The sequence below is a fragment of the Macrococcus equipercicus genome, assembly GCF_004359525.2.
Taxonomy (GTDB): Bacteria; Bacillota; Bacilli; order Staphylococcales; family Staphylococcaceae; genus Macrococcus; species Macrococcus equipercicus.
Window position 1 is genome coordinate 465,633 of record NZ_SCWC02000001.1, and the last position, 22,027, is coordinate 487,659.

Consider the following 22,027-nt stretch of genomic DNA (forward strand, 5'->3'; position numbering starts at 1 on the left):
TTCTGCTCAATGCCTTGCTATTCACAGTCTACATCATTTATACTATTATGATTGTATCAGATAAAGAAGAACGAGAAGAAACGGGGAATAACGATGGCGATAAGACCATTAATCGAAGGCAGCAGTCCATTGCTGCATAGAGAAGTGAAGGACGTAACAAAATTCGATCACTCACTGCGTGAGCTGCTCATGGACCTTGAAGATACGATGTTTGAGGCGGACGGTGTCGGGATAGCAGCACCGCAGATCGGCGTCGACCTAAAAGTCGCGCTTGTAGATATGGAGGAAGACGGGATACTGCAGTTAATCAATCCTGTGATCACCCACTATTCGACGGAGACAGCAGTAGATATCGAAGGATGTCTCAGCCTGCCGGATATATTCGGTGAAGTGGCGCGCAGCGTGAAGATTGAACTGAAGGGCCAGGACTTGTCAGGAAGACCCATTGAAATGACGGCATTTGATGATGTCGCGCGGGCTATCCAGCACGAAGTCGACCATTTATACGGCAAGCTGTTTACAGAAAAGATGATCAGACAGATCAGTCTGGAAGAACTGGAGGAGATGTATAGCGATGACGAAGATCATATTCATGGGGACGCCTGATTTCTCGAGCCCGATACTTGAGCGCTTAGCGCATGATTATAACGTAACAGCAGTAGTGACACAGCCTGACAAACCAGTCGGCCGCAAAAAAATAATGACCCCTCCACCGGTCAAAGTGACGGCACAGCAGCTGGGCATTCCGGTCTATCAGCCGGTAAAGCTTTCCGGTTCAGAAGAACTGGACGCGATTATTGCGCTTCAGCCGGATTTGATTGTCACTGCGGCTTACGGCCAGCTGTTACCTGAGCGGCTGCTCAACGCGCCGGCATTAGGCTGTATTAATGTCCATGCGAGCCTGCTGCCGAAATACCGCGGCGGTGCGCCGATTCACTACTCAGTCATTAACGGTGAGCAGGAGACCGGCGTCTCCATCATGTATATGGTGAAGCAGCTGGATGCCGGGGATGTGATCACACAGCGTGCGCTTCCTATTGAACTGAATGATACAGTCGGCACTGTCCATGACAAGCTGTCGCAGTTAGGTGTTGAGCTGCTGCTGGAGACACTTCCTTCTATTATTAACGGGACGAACACACGGACGCCGCAGGATGAGTCGCAGGTCACATTTGCTTCTAATATTTCGCGGGCGGACGAGTACGTGGATTTCAACCGGCCGTCACGCGCTGTTCATAACCAGATCAGAGGGCTGTCGCCATGGCCGGTCGGTTACGCGAACTTTGACGGCAGACCGATGAAGCTCTGGCAGGCCGAACTTACTGACGGCAGTGGTGCACCCGGTACGATCATCAGCACAGATAAAGAGGGTATTACAGTAGCGACGGCAGATGGAGCCGTGCTGCTGAAAGAAATCCAGCCGGCCGGTAAGAAACGGATGACTGCTGCAAGCTTTGCAGCCGGCCAGCAGAAAGACTTAACGGGGACGGTATTCAATGAAGGATAATAATGTAAGACTGACTGCACTGAACATACTGGATAAAGTACTGACAGAAGGCGGATACAGCAATCTGCTGATCAATGAGGCTATCAAGTCAGGAGACGTTGAAGTGCAGGACCGTGCGCTGTTGACAGAAATCGTCTACGGGACACTGCAGCATAAGCTCACACTCGAATTCTATTTAGAGCCGTTCATCAAGACGAACATTAAAGGGTGGATGCGCCGCCTGTTGATGATGAGCGTCTATCAGGCGGTCTACTTGACTAAAATACCGGACCACGCCATCATCAATGAAGCAGTCGAAATCACAAAGCGCCGCGGCTCTGTTGCCGGTGCTAATGCAGTAAATGCGATTCTCCGTAACTTCCAGCGGACACCGCTCCGGGAGTTCAGCGAGATTAAAGATGAACTGAAAAGAATCAGTGTTGAAACAAGTACACCGCTCTGGCTCGTCAAGCACTGGAAGACGCATTTTGGGCTGGAAGTGACAAAGAAAATCTGTGACAATCTGCTGGAACGTCCGGATACAAGCATCCGTGTCAATACGACTCGACTGACAGTGGAAGCTGCAGTGAACCGGCTGGAAGCAGAGGGCTATACAGTGAAGCAGTCAACGATTGTACCGGAATGTCTGTTCATCGAAGGGCCGCCGATCGTGCAGACACGGCTCTTCAAAGATGGTCTGGTCAGCATTCAGGACGCGTCATCCATGCTTGTGGCGCATATTATGGATCCGCAGCCGGGTGAGACCATCCTTGATACATGCAGTGCACCGGGCGGCAAGACGTGTCATATGGCGGAGCGCCTGAATAACACGGGTCACATTGATGCCTTCGACATTCATGAGCATAAGCTCGAACTGATTGACTTCAATCTGCGCAAGCTGCGGCTGACGAATGTGGAGGTCGGTCTGCACGATGCCCGTGCGCCGTTTGACAGACAGTATGATAAAGTGCTGGTCGATGCACCGTGCAGCGGACTCGGCGTCGCAAAGCGCAAGCCGGAGATTAAATACGAGAAATCTCAGAAAGATATCGACCAGCTCTGGCCGCTGCAGCTTGATATTTTAGCGAATGCCGCAGCAAGTGTGAAACCCGGTGGACTGCTCATTTATTCAACTTGTACGATTGAACAGATGGAAAATGAGAACGTAGTCTACTCATTCATTAAACAGAACAAAGACTTTGCCATTGAGCCGATTGTGCTTGGTGATGAAACACATAAAACATTGCAGATTCTGCCGCATGATTTTAATGCGGATGGATTCTTCATTGCGAAACTCAGAAGAAAGGACGTGTCATAATGGCATTATTAGAAAAGAAGAGAAATAAATTCATGCCGAACTTCGACAAGCCCTCAATCTATTCATTACAATTACATGAATTAAAAGAGTGGCTCGCTGATAACAAGCAGCAGGGATTCCGGGCGAAGCAGATATTCGACTGGTTATATGTTAAACGCATCACTTCATTTGAAGAGATGAGCAACTTATCAAAGGAGCTTCGTCAGCTGCTGGAGGAGCAGTTCTCTATTACCACCTTGAAGACTGTCGTCAAACAGGAAAGTAAAGACGGCACCATCAAGTTTCTCTATGAGCTGCAGGACGGTTATACGATTGAAACAGTGTTGATGCGTCACGACTACGGGAACTCTGTCTGCGTGACGACACAGGTCGGCTGCCGCATCGGCTGTACGTTCTGTGCCAGTACGCTCGGCGGCTTGAAACGAAATCTGGAAGCGGGTGAAATCGTCGCTCAAGTGCTGAACGTGCAGCAGGCGCTTGATTTAACAGAAGAACGTGTGAGCCATGTCGTCATCATGGGTATCGGTGAACCGTTTGAAAACTATGACGAGATGATGGATTTCCTGAAAATCATCAATCATAATGATGGACTGAATATCGGTGCACGTCATATCACCGTCTCAACGTCCGGCGTCGTCCCTCGTATTTATGACTTTGCTGATGAAGACCTGCAGATCAACTTTGCGCTGAGCCTTCATGCCGCAGATAATGATGTCCGTTCACGCTTAATGCCGATCAACCGGGCTTATAATCTGGATAAATTAATGCCGGCAATTGAATATTACACTGAGAAGACAGGGCGCCGTGTCACTTTCGAATACGGTCTGTTTGGCGGTGTCAATGATCAAGTGCACCACGCTCGGGAACTGGCGAAATTAATCAAGCACTTAAACTGCCACGTCAATCTGATTCCAGTGAACCATGTGCCGGAACGCGATTACGTCCGTACATCGAAAGAAGACATCTTCAAGTTCGAAAAAGAATTAAAAAGACATGGGATTAATGCTACAATTAGACGGGAACATGGTTCTGATATAGACGCTGCATGTGGGCAGCTGAGAGCTAAAGAAAGACAGGAAGAAACGAGGTAGCATAAATGGATGCACGTTTTTTTACGGATATAGGCAGGACACGGACGCGTAACGAAGATGCAGGCGGCGTCTTTAAAAATCATACGGGACAGGTTTTGTTACTCATATGTGATGGAATGGGCGGACATAATGCAGGAGACGTGGCGAGCAGCTTTGTCACTGCCCGCATGAAAGAGCGTTTTCAGGAAGAGAATTATATCGAGGACCATCAGGCAGAGAACTGGCTGAAATCCAATATCTCAGACATTAACCGTCAGTTATATCAGCTGGCGCATCAGGATGATGAGAACCAGGGCATGGGAACGACGATCGTAGCGGCGCTGCTGTATGATGACAAAGCTGTCATTGCGAATGTCGGTGATTCCAGGGCTTATTTCGTCAATGAACGGGAATTCAGACAAGTGACCAATGACCATACATTCGTCAATCATCTTGTCATGGCCGGAGAACTGTCAAAAGAAGAGGCAGCCCGCCATCCGCAGCGTCATATTATCACTAAAGTCGTCGGCAGTGATAAACGGTTGCATCCTGATATATTTACTTATGAGACAAAGCATTACGATAAAATTCTGCTGACATCAGACGGCCTGACGGATTATGTAGATGAGCAGGTCATCCATCATGTATTCAATGAAGAAGGTGAGCTGGAGACAATCGGCGAAAAGCTGATCGACCTTGCCTTGTCCTCTGATGTGAATGACAATGTCTCATTTGTGATAGGTGATTTTGGGGGTGTCCGTTAATGCTTGGAACGATCATCAGTGAGCGTTACAAATTAATCCGCTATATCGGTGGCGGTGGCATGAGCAATGTCTACTTAGCAGAAGACATCATTCTCAACCGGCGGGCAGCTGTAAAAATTATCAATATTCCACCTAATGACAAGGAACGTGCTGTCCAGAGGTTTGAACGGGAAGTACAGAATGCCACGTCGTTATCTCATCCTAATATTGTACAGGTCATCGATGTGGATGAAGATGACCATCATTATTATTTGATCATGGAGTTCATTGAAGGGCCGACACTATCAGAATACATCAAAGAGAACGGGCCATTATCAGTCGATGAAGCGATTTTGTTTACTAAGCAAATCTTAAGAGGCATCGGGCATGCCCATCATCACATGATCATTCATAGAGATATTAAGCCGCAGAATATTCTGCTGACAGAAGATAAGGAATTAAAAATCACTGATTTCGGCATTGCCCGCGCACTGAGTGAGACAGCGATGACGCAGACGAATCACGTGATGGGTTCTGTTCATTACTTACCGCCTGAACAGGCTAAAGGAAAGGCAGCCGATGAATCAGCGGATATCTATTCAATCGGTATCGTGCTCTATGAGATGCTTACCGGACATCCGCCGTATGAAGGTGATTCTCCGGTCAGCATCGCCATCAAGCATATTCAGGAGCCGCTGCCTGATATTCGTGCTGTCCGTTCTGATGTCCCGCAGAGCCTTGAGAACGTCGTCATCAAGGCAACGATGAAAGACAAATACAGCCGGTACCGGTCAACGGAAGATATGTACACTGACCTGTCGACCGTACTGGATGCCGAACGCGAGAAAGAAGAGCCGGTTAAAGTAGCCGATGATAAGACGATGATGATTCCTGTGATCGATGATAAAAGAAAAACCGTGCGGCCGGTTACAGCAGCAGTGACACCTGAACCACGAGAAAATACACCGGCAGCGAAGAAGAGAAATCCATTGTTACTGCTGCTTATGCCGCTGCTGCTCCTTCTACTGGCACTGGGCGGAATACTCTGGTATATGTTTCTACCAAAGTACAGCCATGTTCCAGTCGTCAGCAGACATTCTCTGGCGGAAGCGACAGCGCTGCTTGAAAAAGAGAACTTGAGAAAAGGGAAAGTCACTTATCAATACTCTGAAGAGGATGACGGCACTGTGCTGACTGCTACACCGAAAGCCGGCACTAAGCTCAAGGAAATGGCAGAAGTTGACCTTTTAGTGTCTAAAGGACTCAAGAAATATAAGATCCAGGACTATAAAGGTAAAAAAATCAGTGCGGTCAAAAAGACTCTGGAAAAAGCAGGATTCAATAAAGTCGCTGTGAAGCACGTCTATGAGTCAGCTGAATCCGGGACTATTTTAGCGCAGAGCTTAAATGCCGGACAACAAGTCATACCGGGAGATACAACAGTGACATTCACCGTGTCTAAAGGACTTAAAAAAATAAAAGTAGCAGATTTTACCGGGCAGCCGTTCACTGCGGCGAAAGACGAGCTGGAAGCGCTCGGCTTTAAAGTGAATGTAACCGGCGAACATTACAGCGACACTGTAAACAACGGCGCGATTATTTCGCAGGATCATAAAGACAGCAGCTATACTGCCGGCACAGTCATCAACTTTGTCGTGTCAAAAGGCAGTGAGCCGACAACAGAAGAACCGACAACAGAAGAACCGACGACGGAAGAACCGACAACGGAAGAACCGACGACAGAAGAACCGGCGACAGAAGAACCGACGACGGAAGAACCAGCAACAGAGAAACCGACAGCAGGATATGATGTCACTTATACAGAGACAGTCATCATTCCTTATCAGCAAGTCGCACAGGCCGGGCAGCCGTCAGCGAAAAAAGTAGAAGTATATGTCGAAGATAAGAACAATAAACAGAGCCGTGCAGTAAATTCGTTTAATATGAACAATGATGCCACGGTCGTGATACCGATGACGATTGCTCCGAAGGGCAGGGCGACATTTATTATTAAAGTCGATGGTAAAGTATTTACAAGTAAGACGATTAATTATGACGACGTATAAGCACCAATCATTGGATTGGTGCTTTTTTAATCGATATAATAATCATATTAATATTATGTAAACTAAGAAAGTCAGCGGGTGAAAAAATGTCTCATAAAAATATAAAGATTCTGGTCATGTTTATTTATGTCTTAATGTTATTTTTCTGCCGCTATGCTTTCGAGCTGCTGGATGATGCGGTGACGATGCTGCTGCTGATTATCGGGCTGATCATCATGCTGCTATTAAATAATAGAAGAAAGAGGTCGTAACAATACAAAGCGCTGTGCTATAAACAGCGTTTTAAGTGGAAAAGAGGAATATTGTGAAATTTAAATCAGCAGGGATTATTATTGCCCTGATACTTATTATGTTTATGTCGGCGATTGAGACGTCGATTATTTCATTGGCGCTGCCGACAATCAAAGACGATCTGAATGTAAAATCATCTGTTTCGCTCGTCTTTGCGGTATACTTCATCGCGATAGTCATTGCCAATCCGATTGTCGGGGAGCTGCTGTCACGGGTCAAAATCATTTATTTGACGATTACAGGTCTGATATTATTTACACTCGGCAGCCTGTTCTCCGGCTTAAGTGACACGTTCACTATCCTGATTATCTCCCGTTTTATTCAAGGGCTTGGTTCAGGTATTTTAATGGCGCTCAGTCAAATCGTGCCGAAGCTTGCATTTCCAATTCCGTTCCGCTACAAGGTCATGGGAATGGTCGGCAGTGTATGGGGCGTGGCGAGTCTGCTCGGACCGTTGATGGGCGGTGCGATCCTTGAGATTGCATCGTGGCACTGGCTGTTTTTCATCAATCTCCCGATCGCGGTCATTGCTGGTGCGCTCGTGCTCTGGACATTCCATTTTGAAGATGAAGTGCTGGTCAAGAACCGTCTGGACTACAAAGGCCTTGCGTTATTCTATGTCATGATTGCGGCATTGATGGTCACGGTGCTGTCTACCGCCCATCTTGTGTACAATAGTATTGGTTTCATCGTCTTTTTGCTTGCAGCATTGCTGCTGTTTAAAGCCGAGAAAAAGCAGCGGGTTCCTTTTATTCCGGTGACAGAGTTCAAGCGGACAATCATTATTGTCTTTCTGACGGATTTTCTCTATGCCATTATGCTGATGGGCTATAACTTATACATGCCGATCTATTTGCAGGAAGAAGTGGGACTGTCACCACTGCAGAGTGGTCTGACTATCTTCCCGATTTCACTTGCCTGGATCACCATCAACTTTAATATGCCTAGAATCGAAGCCGGACGAACGAAGAAGATGCTTTATTTAAGTGCGTTCACCAGCTTGATGCTCTGCAGCATTCTGCTGTTGTTCGGCAGTTCAGTGCCGCTTTTCACCGCCGTAAGTCTACTGCTTGCCGGTGCAAGTTTCGGGATTGTCTATACGAAGGACAGCATCACCGTGCAGGAGGAATCGTCACCTGAACAGATGAAGCGCATGATGTCGCTGTACACGCTGACTAAGAGTCTCGGCAATTCCATCGGTTCAACCATTATGGGCTATATTTATGTGCTGCCGGTAGTACTTATCGGTCCGAACATTCATAATGTCATGCTGGCCGTCATCATCATACTGCTCGTATTGATGGGACTGTGGACGACTTGCTATAAAGAACAGAGCCGTCAGTAGCCGCGCGTCTAAAAACAGCATAAATGGGTAAGAATTAATAACAAGCAGTGTGAAGGGGGAACAGTATGGAAAACTATTTAACGATATTCCGGGAGGTCAGAAGTCTTCTGGAGCAGGAAGGATACAGCAATGACACTATCAGCAGCAATTATGAGGAGATATTCAAGAATCTCTCACCGAATGAACTGACTTTTCAGCAGCTGATGGTCGAGTATTTAAGTGAGTTCAATGTCAAATCGATGGATTATATAGATCAGCATTACTGGACAAATGGTATCCGTGTCAGACGCTATAACGACGCGCTGATTGTCACTGATGTCATTGATGATCTGCAGTTTGTTGTCGGTGATGAAATCGTCGCCTTATCAGGAGACCCGCTCAGCGACCTTGCGGAACGTTATCAGAAGCTGTTGTTCAATGAACCGGCTGAACGCCAGGACTGGCATCCGATACTCAGGAAACAAAGCAGTGCAAAAGTCAGAAGAAGCGACCAGTATTATGACTTTGACCTTCATGTCTACGATGACAACCGAGGTCTTGACGTCATCCAGCATGACCAGTACACGGAAGTCGTCGTCTATTCCATTGACATGCTGCAGCGCTATCTCCATGAACCGGCGGAGCGTTTACTTATTGACCTCACCGCTGCTTACGGCGTGATTCCTGACAACCAGATTGACTGGATGGCTGAACAGCTGGCACGCACTGAGTTCGTCATGCTGGTCGATGCAATGACGAAAGGTAGTGCTGAGCGGCTTGCTGACTCTTTCGCAGGCCGGGGGCGGCTCGTCGGCCGGGAAACGTACGGTCAGGCCCAACCGCTGAAGAAAGTAGCGCTCGGCAATCATTTTTTTATATATTCCGCATATAAAGATAAGACAGTTTTACCTGATGTTATGGTAGAATTAAGTGAATCTTCATTTTTACAGGATGATATCAGGCAAGTTGGCAGATTTGAACTAATGAACCGACTTAGCAATCAGTAGTAATATAATATGAAGGTAATAAGTTTAAGGACTTAGGAGGAATTCTGATGAGCAAGCCCATTCCAAAGGATAAGGGAATAGACAAAACATTAACAGTCATGAAAGAAGGATATGAATACATTTCCAACCGCACGAAAAAATTCAATTCCGATGTTTTCGAGACGCGTGTACTTGGTGGTAAACGCGCTGTGATTATCAGCGGTAAAGAAGCGGCAGAATTATTCTATGATAATGACAAAATTGAACGTAAAGGTACATTACCGCCCCGTGTCGTCAAAACATTGTTCGGTAAAGGTGCGATCCATACAACAACAGGTAAAGTCCATCTTGACCGTAAATCTTTATTCATGTCATTGATGACTGAAAACAACCTGGAATATTTAAGGAAATTAACGCGTACATTCTGGTACCAGAATACAGAACGCATGCAGCTGATGGGTAAAGTGAATGTTTATAAAGAATCCATCATTCTTCTGACTAAAGTCGGCTTCCGCTGGGCAGGTGTCACTGAAAAGCCTGAGAAGATTGAACAGCATGCGATGGACATGGACAAAATGATTGACTCATTCGGTTCAGTCGGCACTGCTTATAAAGGTTACCGCGAAGCAAAGAAAGCCCGTGCGCGCGTTGAAGATTTCCTTGAAAAGCAGATCATTGCGACGCGTAAGGGTAAAATCCATCCTGAAGTAGGAACGGCATTACATTCATTTAGTCACTGGAGAGACTTCCAGGGCAACTATATGGATTCAAGACTTGCTGCCGTTGACTTGATGAACGTCATCCGTCCATTAGTGGCGATCAACCGTTTCGTAGCGTATGGTGTTCTTGCACTGCATGAATTCCCGGGTGAACGTGAACGTGTTGCAGCTGATGACAACAACTATGCCTACAAATTTACACAGGAGTTAAGACGTTATTTCCCATTCGTACCGTTCTTACCTGCAAAAGCGAAAGTAGACATTGACTTTCAAGGTTACAGCATTCCACAGGACACAATGATTGTCCTTGATATTTTCGGCACGCTGCACCGCGAAGATTTATGGCAGGATCCAGAACGCTTCTATCCTGACCGTTTTGACAACTGGGATGGCAGCCCGTTCGACCTGATTCCTCAAGGCGGCGGCGATTATCATACGAACCACCGTTGTGCGGGTGAGTGGATGACCATCATCATTATGGAAGAAACGATGAAATACTTTGCGCGCGAAATCACTTATGATGTGCCTGCACAGGACTTCACTGTAGACCGCACAAAACTGCCGGGCCGCGTGAAGAGTGGTATGGAAATCGAAAACGTACGTCTGAACTTCGACCGTACGCTTTAATATAAAAACCTGGGATATTATCCCAGGTTTTTATATGTCAATTTCACCATGCCAGTCGTCCATTCCGCCTTCAACGTTCGTCACATTATAGCCTTGTCCATGTAAATAATCGACTGCTTTTTGTGAACGACCGCCTTTCTGGCAAATGACGTAATAAGCTTGATCCTTAGCCAGCTCGTCTGTGTGTTCTGCGAGCGTTGACAGCGGCATATTCACTGCTTCATTAATATGGCCGCGGTTATATTCATCCTGTTCTCTGACATCGATGATACGGTCAGTTGTTGCAGCCTGAAGTGCAGCCTGAAGCGCATCAGTTGTAATCGATTTGTTCGTCATGTTGACACCTCTTTTTTCAGAATTAAGGTACATGTTTAATATACCCCGGAGCGGGAAGTAAATAACGTTGAGTAGAAGGTACGATTCTAAAAATAAGGATTGCTATATCGCTGCAGCAGCAGTATCATATAGCCATTGTAAGCAAAAAATATTTGATAAAAGAAGGGTTAAAAATGCCGCAAAATAAAAGAAGCAACTGGCAGTTCGGTCTAATGCTTGTCGCTATCGGTATCGTCTACGGGGATATCGGTACGTCTCCGCTCTATGTCATGAAAGCGGTCGTGGAGACGAACGGCGGAATGAAGGCGATGACTGAAGATTATATTATCGGCTGTCTGTCGCTTGTCATCTGGACCATCACCTTACTGACAACAGTAAAATATGTGCTGATTGCCATGCAGGCAGATAACCATGGTGAGGGAGGAATCTTCAGCCTTTACACTTTGGTCAGAAAACGCCGCCGCTGGTTGATTGTCCCGGCGATCATCGGCGGGGCAGCACTGCTCGCTGACGGCGTGCTGACGCCGGCCGTCACAGTTACAGCCGCTGTTGAAGGGATGCAGGAGATTCCGGCCCTCAAAAATAGCTTTGTCACTCATCAGACTAATATTCTGATCGTTGTCATTTCTGTCATCTCGCTGATTTTCTTTGCACAGCGTTTCGGCACGGGCAGCATCGGTAAAATATTCGGACCGTTCATGCTGATCTGGTTCTCGATGATGGGTCTGTTCGGTGTGATTCAGCTGGCAACTGATTTATCTGTTTTAAGAGCGATCAATCCGCTGTATGGTATCCGTGTGCTGTTCGATGACAGCAACAAAATGGGACTGCTGATTCTCGGCACAGTATTCCTCTCGACGACAGGGGCTGAAGCACTGTACTCAGATATGGGACATGTCGGCAAGCATGCGATCTTTAAAACATGGCCGTTCGTCAAACTCATGCTGCTGCTCAGTTATTTCGGGCAGTCTGCATGGATTATCGGTCATATTAAGAAGCAGGATATGCTCGGCAATCATGAGCTCAATCCGTTTTTTCAAGTCATGCCTGAATCATTTATTGTTTTCGGTGTCATTATCGCGACGGGTGCCGCGATTATAGCATCTCAGGCATTAATCTCAGGAAGTTTCACGCTTGTCTCAGAAGCCATTCACTTACGGCTGCTGCCTAAGCTGGACATTAAATATCCTTCGACGATGAAAGGACAGATGTATATACCGGCTGTCACATTCTGCATCTGGATATTATGCATCATGGTCGTCCTGTACTTTAAAACATCAGTCAACATGGAAGCGGCCTACGGTCTGAGTATTACAGTGACAATGCTGATGTCGACGATATTGATCTATCATTACTTATCGATGAAGAAAATCGACAAAGGGCTGACAATCATAATTACTGGATTTTTCCTGATACTGGAAAGTGCGTTCTTATTCTCAAGCCTCGCTAAATTCATGCACGGTGGTTATATCGCGGTCCTCATCTCTGTCGCGGTCATCGCGCTGATGATCGTCTGGTATAAAGGGTACAAAATCAAGGATAAGCGGACATTTGATGTCAACATCGATCTGTATGTGAACCAGCTGACAGCTTTATCAGCAGATACAGCTGTCCCTAAATACGCTGCGAACCTCGTCTATCTGTCGACAACAAACGATATGAAGATGATTGAGAAACAGGCGCTGAAGTCTATTCTTGACGGCCGGCCGAAACGAGCAGACGTCTACTGGTTCGTCAATGTCAAAGTGTCTGATAAACCGTATCAGGTGAACTATCAGATTGAGGACTTCGGGACGAAGAACATCTTCAAAGTTCAGCTCGTTCTCGGCTTCCGTATCCATCAGAACATCAATCTGTACATCAAACAGATTGCAGCGCATATGCTGAAAGAAGGCATCATTCATGAGCAGTCGCGCCGCTACGGTACGAATCCGACAAGAATCATCGGCGACTTCGCTTATATTCTTCTTATGGATCAACTGCCGATTGATGCCAGCATTGCATGGTATGACCGCCTGATCATGCAGATAAAAATATTCTTGAAAAAATATACGGCTTCACCGACAAAATGGTTCGAACTGCCTGCGAATGAAGTGGTCTATGAATCGATTCCGATTTCACTGCCTGCTCATAAAGCACCGTATATCAAACCGCTGTAATTCAATACAAAAGGACCTGCATGTGAAATGCAGGTCCTTTTGTTATTCAGCTGCTAACGTCAAATAGCCGTCCTCAAGATAATACGTTTTATCAGTGTAGGAAAACAGGCGCTGGTCATGGGTAATCATGATGCAGGCGGCCCCCGATTCCTTAACACGCTTTCTCAGCATATCGACGACTTCAGACGCACGTTCCTTGTCAAGGCTCGCTGTCGGTTCATCGGCAAGAATCAGCTTCGGTTTATTCATGAAAGCGCGGGCAATGGCTGTCCGCTGTTTTTCGCCGCCCGACAGCTCTTTTGGATGAGCGGACAGGCGATGGCCGAGTCCGAATGATGTCAGCAGCTGTTCGGCACGTGCAGAGGCTTCTTTCTTGCTCTGCCCTGCCTCACTGCCGACTGCCGTCAACTGTTCTTTAACTGTCAAGTAGGGCAGCAGGTGAGATGACTGGAAGATGAAACCGATGTCTTTCAGCCGCATGTCGGTTCTTTCATTGTCAGTGAGGTGGCGCCATGCTCTGCCATCAAGAGTAATATCGCCGCAAGACGGGGTGAGTAATGCGCCGACGATGGACAGCAGCGTACTTTTACCGGAGCCGGATGGACCATACAGCGCAACGATTTCTCCCGGCGCCAGCTGCAGATTGATATCTTTCAGCACAGTCGTCGCCTGCGCGCCTTTACCATATGTTTTTGAGACGTTTTCGATGCTTAGCATATTATTCTCCTCCTAAAGCGACCTGCGGGTCAATTTTAATGACTTTGATCAGTGACATCATGGCACCGATTAACGAGACGACAAAGAATAGTCCTGCGAGTATAACGACAAGGTTATGATTTAAATAAAACGGCATTGTCGCAGGCAGGAACATAGAGATGACGACGGTCAGTATAATCGCTGCTGCGACACCGATGAACGTGATCAGCATAATTTCCGCGAGAATGACGAGCGCAATCTTCCGGTTCTTCATACCGATGGCTTTCAAAATACCGTATTCATTAGTCTTCTGTATCGTGATCACATAGAAGAACGCTGAAATAACAATCGCAGAGATCACGAACAGGAATACGACCATCAGCTGCAGCGGCATCTGTTCAGCTTCAAAGCTTGGGATTCCTTTTTTCAGTTCATCGGCTGTGATGATCTCTGAGTCACTTAAGTCATCTTTCAGTTTGCTCAGTTCTGCTTTATCATTGGCCTGAACAAAGCCGGCATTTGGTGTGACATCGGGATTGAACTGCTCAAATCCTGCTTTCGTGACGATGGCAGCCGGTGTATGGGCGTACATCTCTTTTGCGATGAAACCGGTCACTCTATATTTGATTTTTTTCTTGTTGTCTTCTTTATTTTTTACAGTTAATGTATCATTCAGTTTTAATTTTTCCTGCAGCGATTCGTCGACAGCAATTTCATCTGCCTGCTTCGGCATCCGGCCTTCAACTATCGTTCTTTCGGGCATTGTTTCAGAGTACATCGCTGCGACAGAGAGATTATTAGTCAGCGGCAGCAGCTGCATGGCAAGCAGGTCGATATGATAGTCCGTCAGCAGCTGCTTGTCTTTATCGCTGAGGGCCGACTGTGTCAGCTGATGATCAGCATCCTTATCTATGATGTACTGCTCTGCCTTCATATGGTCGATTGCTGAGACATTATCCTGACCGAGCCCTTGTGCTAAACTAGTGACAAAGAGCACAAGAAAAGCCAGCAGGAACAAGATGGCTGTAATCAGTAAGTATTTTAGTTTGTAGTAAGAGAGTTCTTTTAAAGCGAGTTTCATGATTAACTTCCTTTCTATTTTGTTTGATAACGTTATATTAAGGGAGTTATATGAACTGAATATGAACAGGAGCGAAAAAATGAAACCGACTATTTTAATTGTGGACGATGAGAAGAATATTAGAGAGATGGTGCTCCGGGGACTGCCTGATTTCACAGTCGTCGGTGCAGCGGATGCTGAAGAAGCAGTGACGCTGCTCGATGAAGGCGGCGTTGATCTGTGCGTCGTCGATGTCATGATGCCTGGGACCAACGGATTTCTGCTGTGCGATGATATTAAACGCTGCTATCATAAGCCGGTCATCATGCTGACTGCCCGCAGTGAGCTGCACGATAAGCGCCAGGCATTCGAAGCGGGTTCTGATGATTATATGACAAAGCCGTTCAGTACGGAGGAGCTGCAGTTCAGAATAAAGGCGGTGCTGAGCCGCTACCGCGTATCGTCAGAGCAGCTGAAGCTCGGCAATGTCGAACTGAACCCTGAGAGTTATGAGCTATATATCAATGACCAGACACTGTATTTGCCGCGGAAAAAATTCGAACTGCTGAGTACATTGGTCAAGCGCGAACCGAAAGTGGCACCGCGTGACGAGCTCATCACTGAAATATGGGGCTATGACTTCGACGGCGACGAGCGGACCATCGATGTTCATATTAAGCGGTTGAGAAAGCGGCTGGCGGCTGTTCAGGCAACGATCGAAATTGTCACAGTGCGGGGCGTCGGCTATAAGGTGCATCATGTTTAACCGGTTGTCGACACAGTTTATTGTCTCGACATTAATCGTTATGCTGCTCAGCAGTCTGCTTGCCTTTTTGCTCGCCAATGTCTGCTACCATAGTTATTTGAAACCGATGAATGACGCGCGTATCACGCACACGCTGGCCAGGCAGAAACAGTTTATAGAGCACCACCCGGACATCGATAGTGCTGCTTACTTCAACCAGGTTGCAAGCTTGAATTTCCAGGTGATGGCGATTAAAGACGGGCAGAAGCGCTTCTACGGTACACCGTTCCGAGTGGATAATCTCACAGTCCAGCCGCTTGAACACAAGATCTATCACGGCATCAAAAACAGGCCGTTTAATTTGTTCATCACCGGCTTCTTTGATAACGAGACGAAAAATACAGTGGGCAGGACGCTGATTGTGAACGGTGAATCTTATGATGTCTATATTCGTCCGGATGTCGGGCAGAGCATGGGAGAATTCAGGGTGTTTCTGGCGATACTGCTCGTACTCATTGTCCTCTTCTCCATCTTCTTCGTGCTGCTCAGTTCCATCGGCATCGTCAGTCCGGTCGTTAAACTGAAGTCGTTTGCAGAGCGCATTCGCAGCGGAGATTACAGCGACGTGACAGCGATTAAGCGGCGCGATGAGATCGGTGTGCTGGCTCGCGAGATGGAAGAGATGAGCCGCGCCATCAAGCGGCATCAAGAGATGAATGAACGGTTCGTCGCCAATGTCAGCCATGAAATCCAGTCGCCAATCACTAATCTGCTCGGCCTGACGCATCAGCTGAAAGACCGGCAGGACAGCACGGTGATCTCAGCCATTGAGCATCAGTCAGAACGACTCAGCAGACTGACGAAACAGCTGCTGCTGCTCGCTGCCATTGATAACGAAGGCGTAAAGCTCAAGAGGGCATATTTTAACGGCCGGGAGCTGCTGCAGGAAGTCATCCAGTCGATGCTCTATCAGCTGGACCTGAAAGAGCAGCTTGCCATCGCTGACGCTGATGACATCATGCTTTACGGGCACCGGGACCTGCTGTTTCAGCTCGTGACGAACTTACTGTCGAATGCCATTAAATATTCGCCGGCAGTAGGAGAGATCCGCCTGTCACTGAAACTCAGAGCGGGTCATACTGTTCTGCAGGTGAGTGACAATGGCCGCGGGATGACTGATGACACGCGCAGGCATTTGTTTGAGCGCTTCTATAAGGCGGATACAAAGGAAGATGAAACGCTGTCAAATGGTCTTGGGATGGCTATCGTGCATGAAATAGCAGTGCTGCACGGCGCGGAACTGAAAGTCGACAGCGAACTGAACGGTGGGACCATCATCACTGTTATCTTTCCGGCGCAATAATATACAACGTGTCATGTTCTGACGCTGCGATGTATGTTAAACTAATGACAATTGTTTATACTGAAATGAGCGAAAGAAACAGATGAGGTGACGCAGTGAGAGAAGGATTAATTTATAAGGCGTTAAGCGGTTTTTATTATGTGGACAGTGAAGGTGAAAGCTTCCAGTGCCGTGCGCGTGGTGTGTTCCGGAAAAAAGGCATCTCGCCGCTTGTCGGTGATGAAGTTATCTTTCAGATTGAAAATGAGACGGACGGCTACATTACAGAACTGAAACCCCGCCGGAATGAACTGAAGCGGCCGCCAGTCGCTAATATCGACCAGGTGCTCGTCGTGATGAGTGCGAAAGAACCTGAATTCAGCAAAAACTTAATCGATAAATTCCTTGTTATTGTTGAAAGCTATGACATAGAGCCTTGTCTCATTGTCACGAAGAAAGATCTGCTGAACGCGGCACAGACTGCAGCGATAGAGAGCCAGCTGAGCGATTATGAAGCCATCGGTTACCGCACGTATTTCGTCTCCAATCTTGAGGACCAGTCAGCGCTTGCCGATATTTTAGTGGATGGCATTAACGTGCTGAGCGGGCAGTCAGGTGTCGGCAAATCGTCACTGATCAATGCGGTGAAACCTGACAGTCAGCTTGAAACTGGGATTATTTCAAGCGCCCTTAACCGCGGGAAGCATACGACCAGGCATGTTGAACTGATTCAAGTGAACGGCAAGTATTTAGCGGATACGCCGGGGTTCAGTGCACTTGATATCGCCCATATTGATAAATATATCCTCAAAAACTGCTTTCCTGAGTTTGTGGCTCGTGAAGACCAGTGCAGATACAGGGAATGTCTGCATGTCAATGAGCCGTCATGCGCTGTTAAAGCAGCGGTTGAATCGGGTGAGGTGATGCAGTCAAGGTATGACAACTATCTGCAGCTGATGAATGAAATTGAGACGAGAAAGGTGAGATATTGATGGTTAAAATTGCACCGAGCTTATTATCATGTGATTTTACGAAGCTTCAGGAGGAGGTCAAGAAACTGGAGGCGAGCGGCGTCGACTATCTGCATTATGATGTCATGGACGGTCAGTTCGTACCAAACATCTCTTTCGGGCTGCCGATATTAGCGCAGCTGCGGCAGATTACCTCGCTGCCGATTGACAGCCATCTGATGATTGCCGACCCTGAAGTGTTCGTCAGTCAGTTTGCGGATGCCGGCAGCGATATCATTACCGTTCACTTGGAAGCGACGCCTCACATTCACCGCGTGCTGCAAATGATCAGGCAGAAGGGTAAGAAAGCAGGAGTGGCTGTTAATCCCGGAACGAACGTGACACTGCTTGAGCCGGTGCTGTCTGATGTCGACCTTGTACTTGTGATGACCGTCAATCCGGGTTTCGGCGGCCAGTCGTTCATAGAAGGCATGGTTGACAAGATCAGCTATCTGGACGACTACCGCCGGGCACACGGCCTGACCTATGAGATTGAAGTGGACGGCGGCATCAATGAGGAGACAGCCGCATTGTGCCGGGCACGCGGTGCCGACGTGTTTGTTGCAGGGTCCTATTTCTTCAAGCATGATGATTACAATGTACCTGCACAGAAACTGAGGGGTGAATAAGATGGATCTGCATCTGCTATGTACATATAACGGCGTGACAGAGGACACGCTGAGTCAGCTCGCTCATGAGGACTGGGTCGGGATAGATTACGGCACCGTCGTGCTGCTCAGGCACGGGATCACTCCGATTGCTGCTTTCGGTGACTTTGATTCGACGACGCCCGCAGAACGCGACTTGATCAATGACCATATCGAAGTGGAAGTGCTGCCGTCAGAAAAAAATGAGACGGATCTTGAAGTAGGCATTCACTACGCGTTGACGCTTGATTATGACCGGGTGTTCATTCACGGCGCGACAGGCGGCCGGATGGATCACTTCCTCGGCAACTTACAGACACTTGCACATCCGGACGTCATATTGTCCGGCAGTGAGTTCTATATTGTAGATGACCAGAACATCATCCAGGTGCTGGCAGCAGGCACACATATCATTACGCATGCGCAAGACATGCAGTATGTCTCCTTCATTCCGCTCGGCGAGCAGGTGCTGCTGACGATAGAAGGCCTGAAATACGAGCTGCCCCGCACACCGCTTGAACTAGGGCGGACGCGGACGGTGTCCAATGAGTTTATCGCTGACCGGGCCCAAGTGACAGTAGAGAACGGCATGGTCTATATGGTGCAGAGCAGGGACAAATCAGCATAAAAAAAAAGACCTTCCACACAAAGGTCTTTTTTTCTGTATCTATATAGTCATTAAACGCGAGTCACTTTACCTGATTTTAATGCACGAGCAGAAACCCATACACGTTTCGGTTTGCCATCTACAAGGATTCTAACTTTTTGTAAGTTAGCATTCCAGCGACGTTTGTTCGCATTCATAGCGTGAGAACGATTGTTACCAGTTACGGCTTTACGGCCTGTAACGTGACATACTTTAGCCATGTGATTTCCTCCTTTAATGATATATAGAGATACACTTATCTTTTACATACCATAGTAATTTAACACAAATGAGTAGAGGTTGCAACTTTATTGTTGAGAAACTTGTGACAGCTGTGTGTTATTTTATGACAGAAAACCGGTCGGCTGTCTCTGCTGAGACATTGTATTCATTGAGCTGTGCTTTCATATTTTAGAGTTTTCTTGTACATTGCAGGGAATATTGCGTATAATAACTTGATGAATGAAAATTAGGAGGGATCTCATGACTTTAGAAATTACAAATGAGTTCGGCAGTATTGATATTTCTAATGACGTCATTGCTACCATTGCCGGCGGTGCTGCTGTTGAATGCTACGGTATCATCGGGATGGCAAGCAAACATCAAGTGAGAGACGGAATTGCGGATATTTTAAGACGTGATAACTACTCTAAAGGGGTTATTGTCTCACAGAAAGACGATAAACTGGACGTAGACATGTATATCATTGTCGCTTACGGCACAAAGATTTCAGAAATCGCGAATAATGTGCAGTCTGCTGTTAAATATACGCTTGAAAAAGCATTAAACTTAAAAGTTAATTCAGTTAATATATATATACAAGGTGTACGTGTGATTAAACTGGACGAGGAAGAATAAGGAGGATCATTTGAATGAACAAGATTGATGGCAGGCTATTTGCTGAGATGATTTCAGCTGGAGCAAATAACTTATCTCAGAACGCAGAGTACGTGGATTCTCTGAACGTTTTCCCTGTGCCTGACGGTGATACAGGAACTAATATGAATTTGTCGATGACTTCCGGCGCAACAGAAACAGCAGCGCATGTTGAAGCTCATATCGGCAATGTCGGCAAAGCATTTTCTAAAGGACTGCTCATGGGTGCACGCGGAAACTCCGGTGTCATTCTGTCACAGCTGTTTAGAGGCTTCTCTAAAGCAGTGGAGGAACAGGCGGACATCGAGGCGAAGAAATTTGCAAAGGCTTTTGATTCAGGTGTTAAAACAGCTTATAAAGCAGTGATGAAACCTGTGGAAGGGACGATTTTGACGGTCGCACGAGAAGCAGCCGCCCGCGGCATGGAAGTGGCTGACACAAGTGATGATGTCATTGAGATCATGGAAGCCATCGTCGAAGCAGGCAATATTTCTCTGAAGAATACACCTGAACTACTACCTGTACTGAAGGAAGTCGGTGTCGTCGACAGCGGCGGCCAAGGGCTGATGTATGTGTATGAAGGCTTTCTTGCAGCGATGAAAGGTGAAGCTATTGCACCGCCGCAGGCCAAAGTGGATGAGTCGTTTGTCAATGACGACCATGACTTCGGTGATGTCGTGAAAACAGAAGATATTGTCCCTGGCTTCTGTACAGAGTTCATGGTGCGCTTTACGCCGGGCAAAAAGCCGTTCAATGAAGATGCGTTCAGAAATGACATGGCTGAGTTCGGAGATTCTCTGCTTGTCATTTCAGATGATGAAATCGTAAAAACACATGTCCACTCAGAAACACCGGGAGAAGCGCTGACATATGGCAGCCAGTACGGTGAGATCATCAAGATCAAAGTGGAGAACATGCGTGAGCAGCATAGAGAAGTACTGCGTAAACGTGGAATTAAGCAGTCAGCGACAAAAGAAGTGGAAAAAGCGGTCATCACGATTTCAATGGGTGACGGTATTACGAAGCTCTTTGAGTCTATCGGTGCCACACACGTCATCAGCGGCGGTCAGACGATGAATCCATCGACAGAAGATATCGTCAAAGTCATCGAAGCTTCTAAATGTCAGGAAGCCATCATTCTGCCGAATAACAAAAATATCATCATGGCAGCAGAACAGGCAGCTTCCGTCGTCTCAATTCCGGTCGCGGTCATTCCGTCCAAGACGATTCCGCAAGGTATGACGGCTATGCTGTCCTATATGCCGGATGCTGAACTTGAAGCTAACAAGGAGCAGATGACTGAAGCGCTGAAACATGTGAAGTCCGGCTCTGTCACTTATGCAGTACGAGATACGTCAATTGACGGCGTGGAGATTAAAAAGGGTGCATTCATGGGTCTGTTTGAAAGCAAGATTAAAGTATCGGACGTGAGTCAGCAGAAAGTATGTACTGAGCTGCTTGCTGCGATGATCGATGACGACAGCGAGATCGTTACCATCTTTAAAGGTGCTGATGCTGCCGACGAAGACGTCGATGCACTGGTCGCGCATCTTGAGGAGCAGTATGAAGATATCGAAGTGGAAGTGCAGGACGGCAGACAGCCGATCTACAGTTTCATGTTTGCAGTAGAATAATTGAAGACATGTCTTCTTTCTGGAGCGAGTAGAGAAGCATGAATCGTTACAAAGCTTACTATAAGTAAGCTTTTTTATGTTTTTATGAGGCTTTAACCCGTTCAAGTTGAAGTGGTGCAGGAAAGATGGTAGGCTACTTATGGCGAAAATATTAATTTTCCTGAAAACGCTATCTTTTTGCGGCTGTCAGTGAATGGTCAGCCAGCATTTAATGGTCAAATGGTGGTATAATCATCATATTAAAAG

The 22,027-nt window shown here is 47.0% G+C and carries 22 protein-coding genes; 18 read left to right on the forward strand and 4 right to left on the reverse strand.

Translation table 11 applies throughout. The annotated features are described in order from the left end of the window. Positions 1-93 precede the first annotated feature (93 nt). From def to ERX35_RS02395, 10 genes are all read left to right on the forward strand, one after another. Positions 94-606, forward strand: coding sequence for a peptide deformylase (def, locus tag ERX35_RS02355; protein WP_149458294.1), 513 nt, complete (start codon positions 94-96; stop codon positions 604-606). Then, on the forward strand, positions 575-1,507 hold the full coding sequence (gene fmt, locus ERX35_RS02360; protein ID WP_149458295.1) for a methionyl-tRNA formyltransferase: 933 nt from the start codon (positions 575-577) through the stop codon (positions 1,505-1,507). Before def ends, fmt begins: the two co-directional genes overlap by 32 nt. Next, the gene (gene rsmB / locus ERX35_RS02365; protein WP_149458296.1) at positions 1,497-2,804 is read left to right on the forward strand and encodes a 16S rRNA (cytosine(967)-C(5))-methyltransferase RsmB; all 1,308 of its coding nucleotides are present in this window, start codon (positions 1,497-1,499) and stop codon (positions 2,802-2,804) included. Before fmt ends, rsmB begins: the two co-directional genes overlap by 11 nt. Beyond that, complete coding sequence (gene rlmN, locus ERX35_RS02370; RefSeq protein ID WP_425463244.1) at positions 2,804-3,895, forward strand: dual-specificity RNA methyltransferase RlmN; 1,092 nt, start codon at positions 2,804-2,806, stop codon at positions 3,893-3,895. The genes rsmB and rlmN overlap by 1 nt, the downstream gene beginning before the upstream one ends. Positions 3,896-3,900: 5 nt before the next feature. Further along, positions 3,901-4,638, forward strand: coding sequence for a Stp1/IreP family PP2C-type Ser/Thr phosphatase (locus ERX35_RS02375; RefSeq protein ID WP_149458298.1), 738 nt, complete (start codon positions 3,901-3,903; stop codon positions 4,636-4,638). Next, positions 4,638-6,683 (forward strand): Stk1 family PASTA domain-containing Ser/Thr kinase, encoded by a 2,046-nt coding sequence (pknB, locus tag ERX35_RS02380; RefSeq protein ID WP_149458299.1) that lies wholly within the window; start codon positions 4,638-4,640, stop codon positions 6,681-6,683. The genes ERX35_RS02375 and pknB overlap by 1 nt, the downstream gene beginning before the upstream one ends. 116 nt (positions 6,684-6,799) lie before the next feature. After that, positions 6,800-6,934 (forward strand): hypothetical protein, encoded by a 135-nt coding sequence (locus tag ERX35_RS11635; RefSeq protein WP_281290556.1) that lies wholly within the window; start codon positions 6,800-6,802, stop codon positions 6,932-6,934. A gap of 53 nt (positions 6,935-6,987) precedes the next feature. Next, positions 6,988-8,319 carry a multidrug efflux MFS transporter SdrM gene (sdrM, locus tag ERX35_RS02385; RefSeq protein ID WP_149458300.1) on the forward strand — a complete coding sequence of 444 codons (1,332 nt, stop codon included), beginning with the start codon at positions 6,988-6,990 and terminating at the stop codon, positions 8,317-8,319. 65 nt (positions 8,320-8,384) lie between these two features. Further along, on the forward strand, positions 8,385-9,305 hold the full coding sequence (locus ERX35_RS02390) for a S41 family peptidase (RefSeq protein WP_149458301.1): 921 nt from the start codon (positions 8,385-8,387) through the stop codon (positions 9,303-9,305). A 47-nt stretch (positions 9,306-9,352) separates the two neighbouring features. Then, complete coding sequence (locus ERX35_RS02395; protein WP_149458302.1) at positions 9,353-10,630, forward strand: cytochrome P450; 1,278 nt, start codon at positions 9,353-9,355, stop codon at positions 10,628-10,630. Positions 10,631-10,660: 30 nt separating this feature from the next. Here the strand turns inward: ERX35_RS02395 and ERX35_RS02400 are convergent, their stop codons facing one another. Then, a complete protein-coding gene (locus ERX35_RS02400; protein WP_149458303.1) occupies positions 10,661-10,966 on the reverse strand; it encodes a rhodanese-like domain-containing protein in 306 nt (101 codons plus the stop codon). Between the two features lie 173 nt (positions 10,967-11,139). Here ERX35_RS02400 and ERX35_RS02405 point away from each other — a divergent pair, with 173 nt between their 5' ends. After that, positions 11,140-13,125 (forward strand): KUP/HAK/KT family potassium transporter, encoded by a 1,986-nt coding sequence (locus ERX35_RS02405; protein WP_149458304.1) that lies wholly within the window; start codon positions 11,140-11,142, stop codon positions 13,123-13,125. 42 nt (positions 13,126-13,167) lie between these two features. Here ERX35_RS02405 and ERX35_RS02410 read toward each other — a convergent pair whose 3' ends face one another. Together ERX35_RS02410 and ERX35_RS02415 are read right to left on the reverse strand one after the other, a co-directional pair. Beyond that, positions 13,168-13,842, reverse strand: coding sequence for an ABC transporter ATP-binding protein (locus ERX35_RS02410; RefSeq protein WP_149458305.1), 675 nt, complete (start codon positions 13,840-13,842; stop codon positions 13,168-13,170). A 1-nt stretch (position 13,843) separates the two neighbouring features. Then, positions 13,844-14,902, reverse strand: coding sequence for an ABC transporter permease (locus ERX35_RS02415; RefSeq protein ID WP_149458306.1), 1,059 nt, complete (start codon positions 14,900-14,902; stop codon positions 13,844-13,846). Between the two features lie 79 nt (positions 14,903-14,981). On the opposite strand from ERX35_RS02415, the gene ERX35_RS02420 reads away from it, so the two are divergent. The 5 genes from ERX35_RS02420 to ERX35_RS02440 all read left to right on the forward strand — a co-directional run bounded on the left by ERX35_RS02420 (position 14,982) and on the right by ERX35_RS02440 (position 19,253). Then, entirely contained in the window at positions 14,982-15,647 is a 666-nt protein-coding gene (locus ERX35_RS02420) for a response regulator transcription factor (protein ID WP_149458307.1), read from the forward strand. Further along, positions 15,640-16,989, forward strand: a complete 1,350-nt coding sequence (locus ERX35_RS02425; protein WP_149458308.1) for a HAMP domain-containing sensor histidine kinase — start codon at positions 15,640-15,642, stop codon at positions 16,987-16,989. The genes ERX35_RS02420 and ERX35_RS02425 overlap by 8 nt, the downstream gene beginning before the upstream one ends. A gap of 95 nt (positions 16,990-17,084) precedes the next feature. Continuing rightward, positions 17,085-17,960, forward strand: coding sequence for a ribosome small subunit-dependent GTPase A (rsgA, locus tag ERX35_RS02430; protein ID WP_149458309.1), 876 nt, complete (start codon positions 17,085-17,087; stop codon positions 17,958-17,960). After that, the gene (rpe, locus tag ERX35_RS02435) at positions 17,960-18,607 is read left to right on the forward strand and encodes a ribulose-phosphate 3-epimerase (protein WP_149458310.1); all 648 of its coding nucleotides are present in this window, start codon (positions 17,960-17,962) and stop codon (positions 18,605-18,607) included. The genes rsgA and rpe overlap by 1 nt, the downstream gene beginning before the upstream one ends. A gap of 1 nt (position 18,608) precedes the next feature. Continuing rightward, positions 18,609-19,253 carry a thiamine diphosphokinase gene (locus ERX35_RS02440; protein ID WP_246143103.1) on the forward strand — a complete coding sequence of 215 codons (645 nt, stop codon included), beginning with the start codon at positions 18,609-18,611 and terminating at the stop codon, positions 19,251-19,253. Positions 19,254-19,303: 50 nt separating this feature from the next. Here the strand turns inward: ERX35_RS02440 and rpmB are convergent, their stop codons facing one another. After that, on the reverse strand, positions 19,304-19,492 hold the full coding sequence (gene rpmB / locus ERX35_RS02445) for a 50S ribosomal protein L28 (RefSeq protein WP_133451977.1): 189 nt from the start codon (positions 19,490-19,492) through the stop codon (positions 19,304-19,306). 262 nt (positions 19,493-19,754) lie between these two features. Between rpmB and ERX35_RS02450 the strand changes: the two genes are divergently transcribed. Beyond that, entirely contained in the window at positions 19,755-20,129 is a 375-nt protein-coding gene (locus ERX35_RS02450) for an Asp23/Gls24 family envelope stress response protein (RefSeq protein WP_149458312.1), read from the forward strand. A gap of 14 nt (positions 20,130-20,143) precedes the next feature. Then, on the forward strand, positions 20,144-21,781 hold the full coding sequence (locus tag ERX35_RS02455) for a DAK2 domain-containing protein (protein ID WP_149458313.1): 1,638 nt from the start codon (positions 20,144-20,146) through the stop codon (positions 21,779-21,781). Positions 21,782-22,027 lie beyond the last annotated feature (246 nt).

Coding starts and splice junctions, on each gene's coding strand:
- ERX35_RS02405 (WP_149458304.1), top strand. CDS start 11,140: ATGCCGCAAAATAAAAGAAGCAACTGGCAGTTCGGTCTAATGCTTGTC.
- ERX35_RS02390 (WP_149458301.1), top strand. CDS start 8,385: ATGGAAAACTATTTAACGATATTCCGGGAGGTCAGAAGTCTTCTGGAG.
- ERX35_RS02450 (WP_149458312.1), top strand. CDS start 19,755: ATGACTTTAGAAATTACAAATGAGTTCGGCAGTATTGATATTTCTAAT.
- pknB (WP_149458299.1), top strand. CDS start 4,638: ATGCTTGGAACGATCATCAGTGAGCGTTACAAATTAATCCGCTATATC.
- ERX35_RS02395 (WP_149458302.1), top strand. CDS start 9,353: ATGAGCAAGCCCATTCCAAAGGATAAGGGAATAGACAAAACATTAACA.
- ERX35_RS02375 (WP_149458298.1), top strand. CDS start 3,901: ATGGATGCACGTTTTTTTACGGATATAGGCAGGACACGGACGCGTAAC.
- ERX35_RS02455 (WP_149458313.1), top strand. CDS start 20,144: ATGAACAAGATTGATGGCAGGCTATTTGCTGAGATGATTTCAGCTGGA.
- rsmB (WP_149458296.1), top strand. CDS start 1,497: ATGAAGGATAATAATGTAAGACTGACTGCACTGAACATACTGGATAAA.
- ERX35_RS02425 (WP_149458308.1), top strand. CDS start 15,640: ATGTTTAACCGGTTGTCGACACAGTTTATTGTCTCGACATTAATCGTT.
- rpe (WP_149458310.1), top strand. CDS start 17,960: ATGGTTAAAATTGCACCGAGCTTATTATCATGTGATTTTACGAAGCTT.
- ERX35_RS02440 (WP_246143103.1), top strand. CDS start 18,609: ATGGATCTGCATCTGCTATGTACATATAACGGCGTGACAGAGGACACG.
- ERX35_RS02420 (WP_149458307.1), top strand. CDS start 14,982: ATGAAACCGACTATTTTAATTGTGGACGATGAGAAGAATATTAGAGAG.
- ERX35_RS02400 (WP_149458303.1), bottom strand. CDS start 10,966: ATGACGAACAAATCGATTACAACTGATGCGCTTCAGGCTGCACTTCAG.
- def (WP_149458294.1), top strand. CDS start 94: ATGGCGATAAGACCATTAATCGAAGGCAGCAGTCCATTGCTGCATAGA.
- ERX35_RS02410 (WP_149458305.1), bottom strand. CDS start 13,842: ATGCTAAGCATCGAAAACGTCTCAAAAACATATGGTAAAGGCGCGCAG.
- ERX35_RS11635 (WP_281290556.1), top strand. CDS start 6,800: ATGTTTATTTATGTCTTAATGTTATTTTTCTGCCGCTATGCTTTCGAG.
- fmt (WP_149458295.1), top strand. CDS start 575: ATGACGAAGATCATATTCATGGGGACGCCTGATTTCTCGAGCCCGATA.
- rpmB (WP_133451977.1), bottom strand. CDS start 19,492: ATGGCTAAAGTATGTCACGTTACAGGCCGTAAAGCCGTAACTGGTAAC.
- rlmN (WP_425463244.1), top strand. CDS start 2,804: ATGGCATTATTAGAAAAGAAGAGAAATAAATTCATGCCGAACTTCGAC.
- ERX35_RS02415 (WP_149458306.1), bottom strand. CDS start 14,902: ATGAAACTCGCTTTAAAAGAACTCTCTTACTACAAACTAAAATACTTA.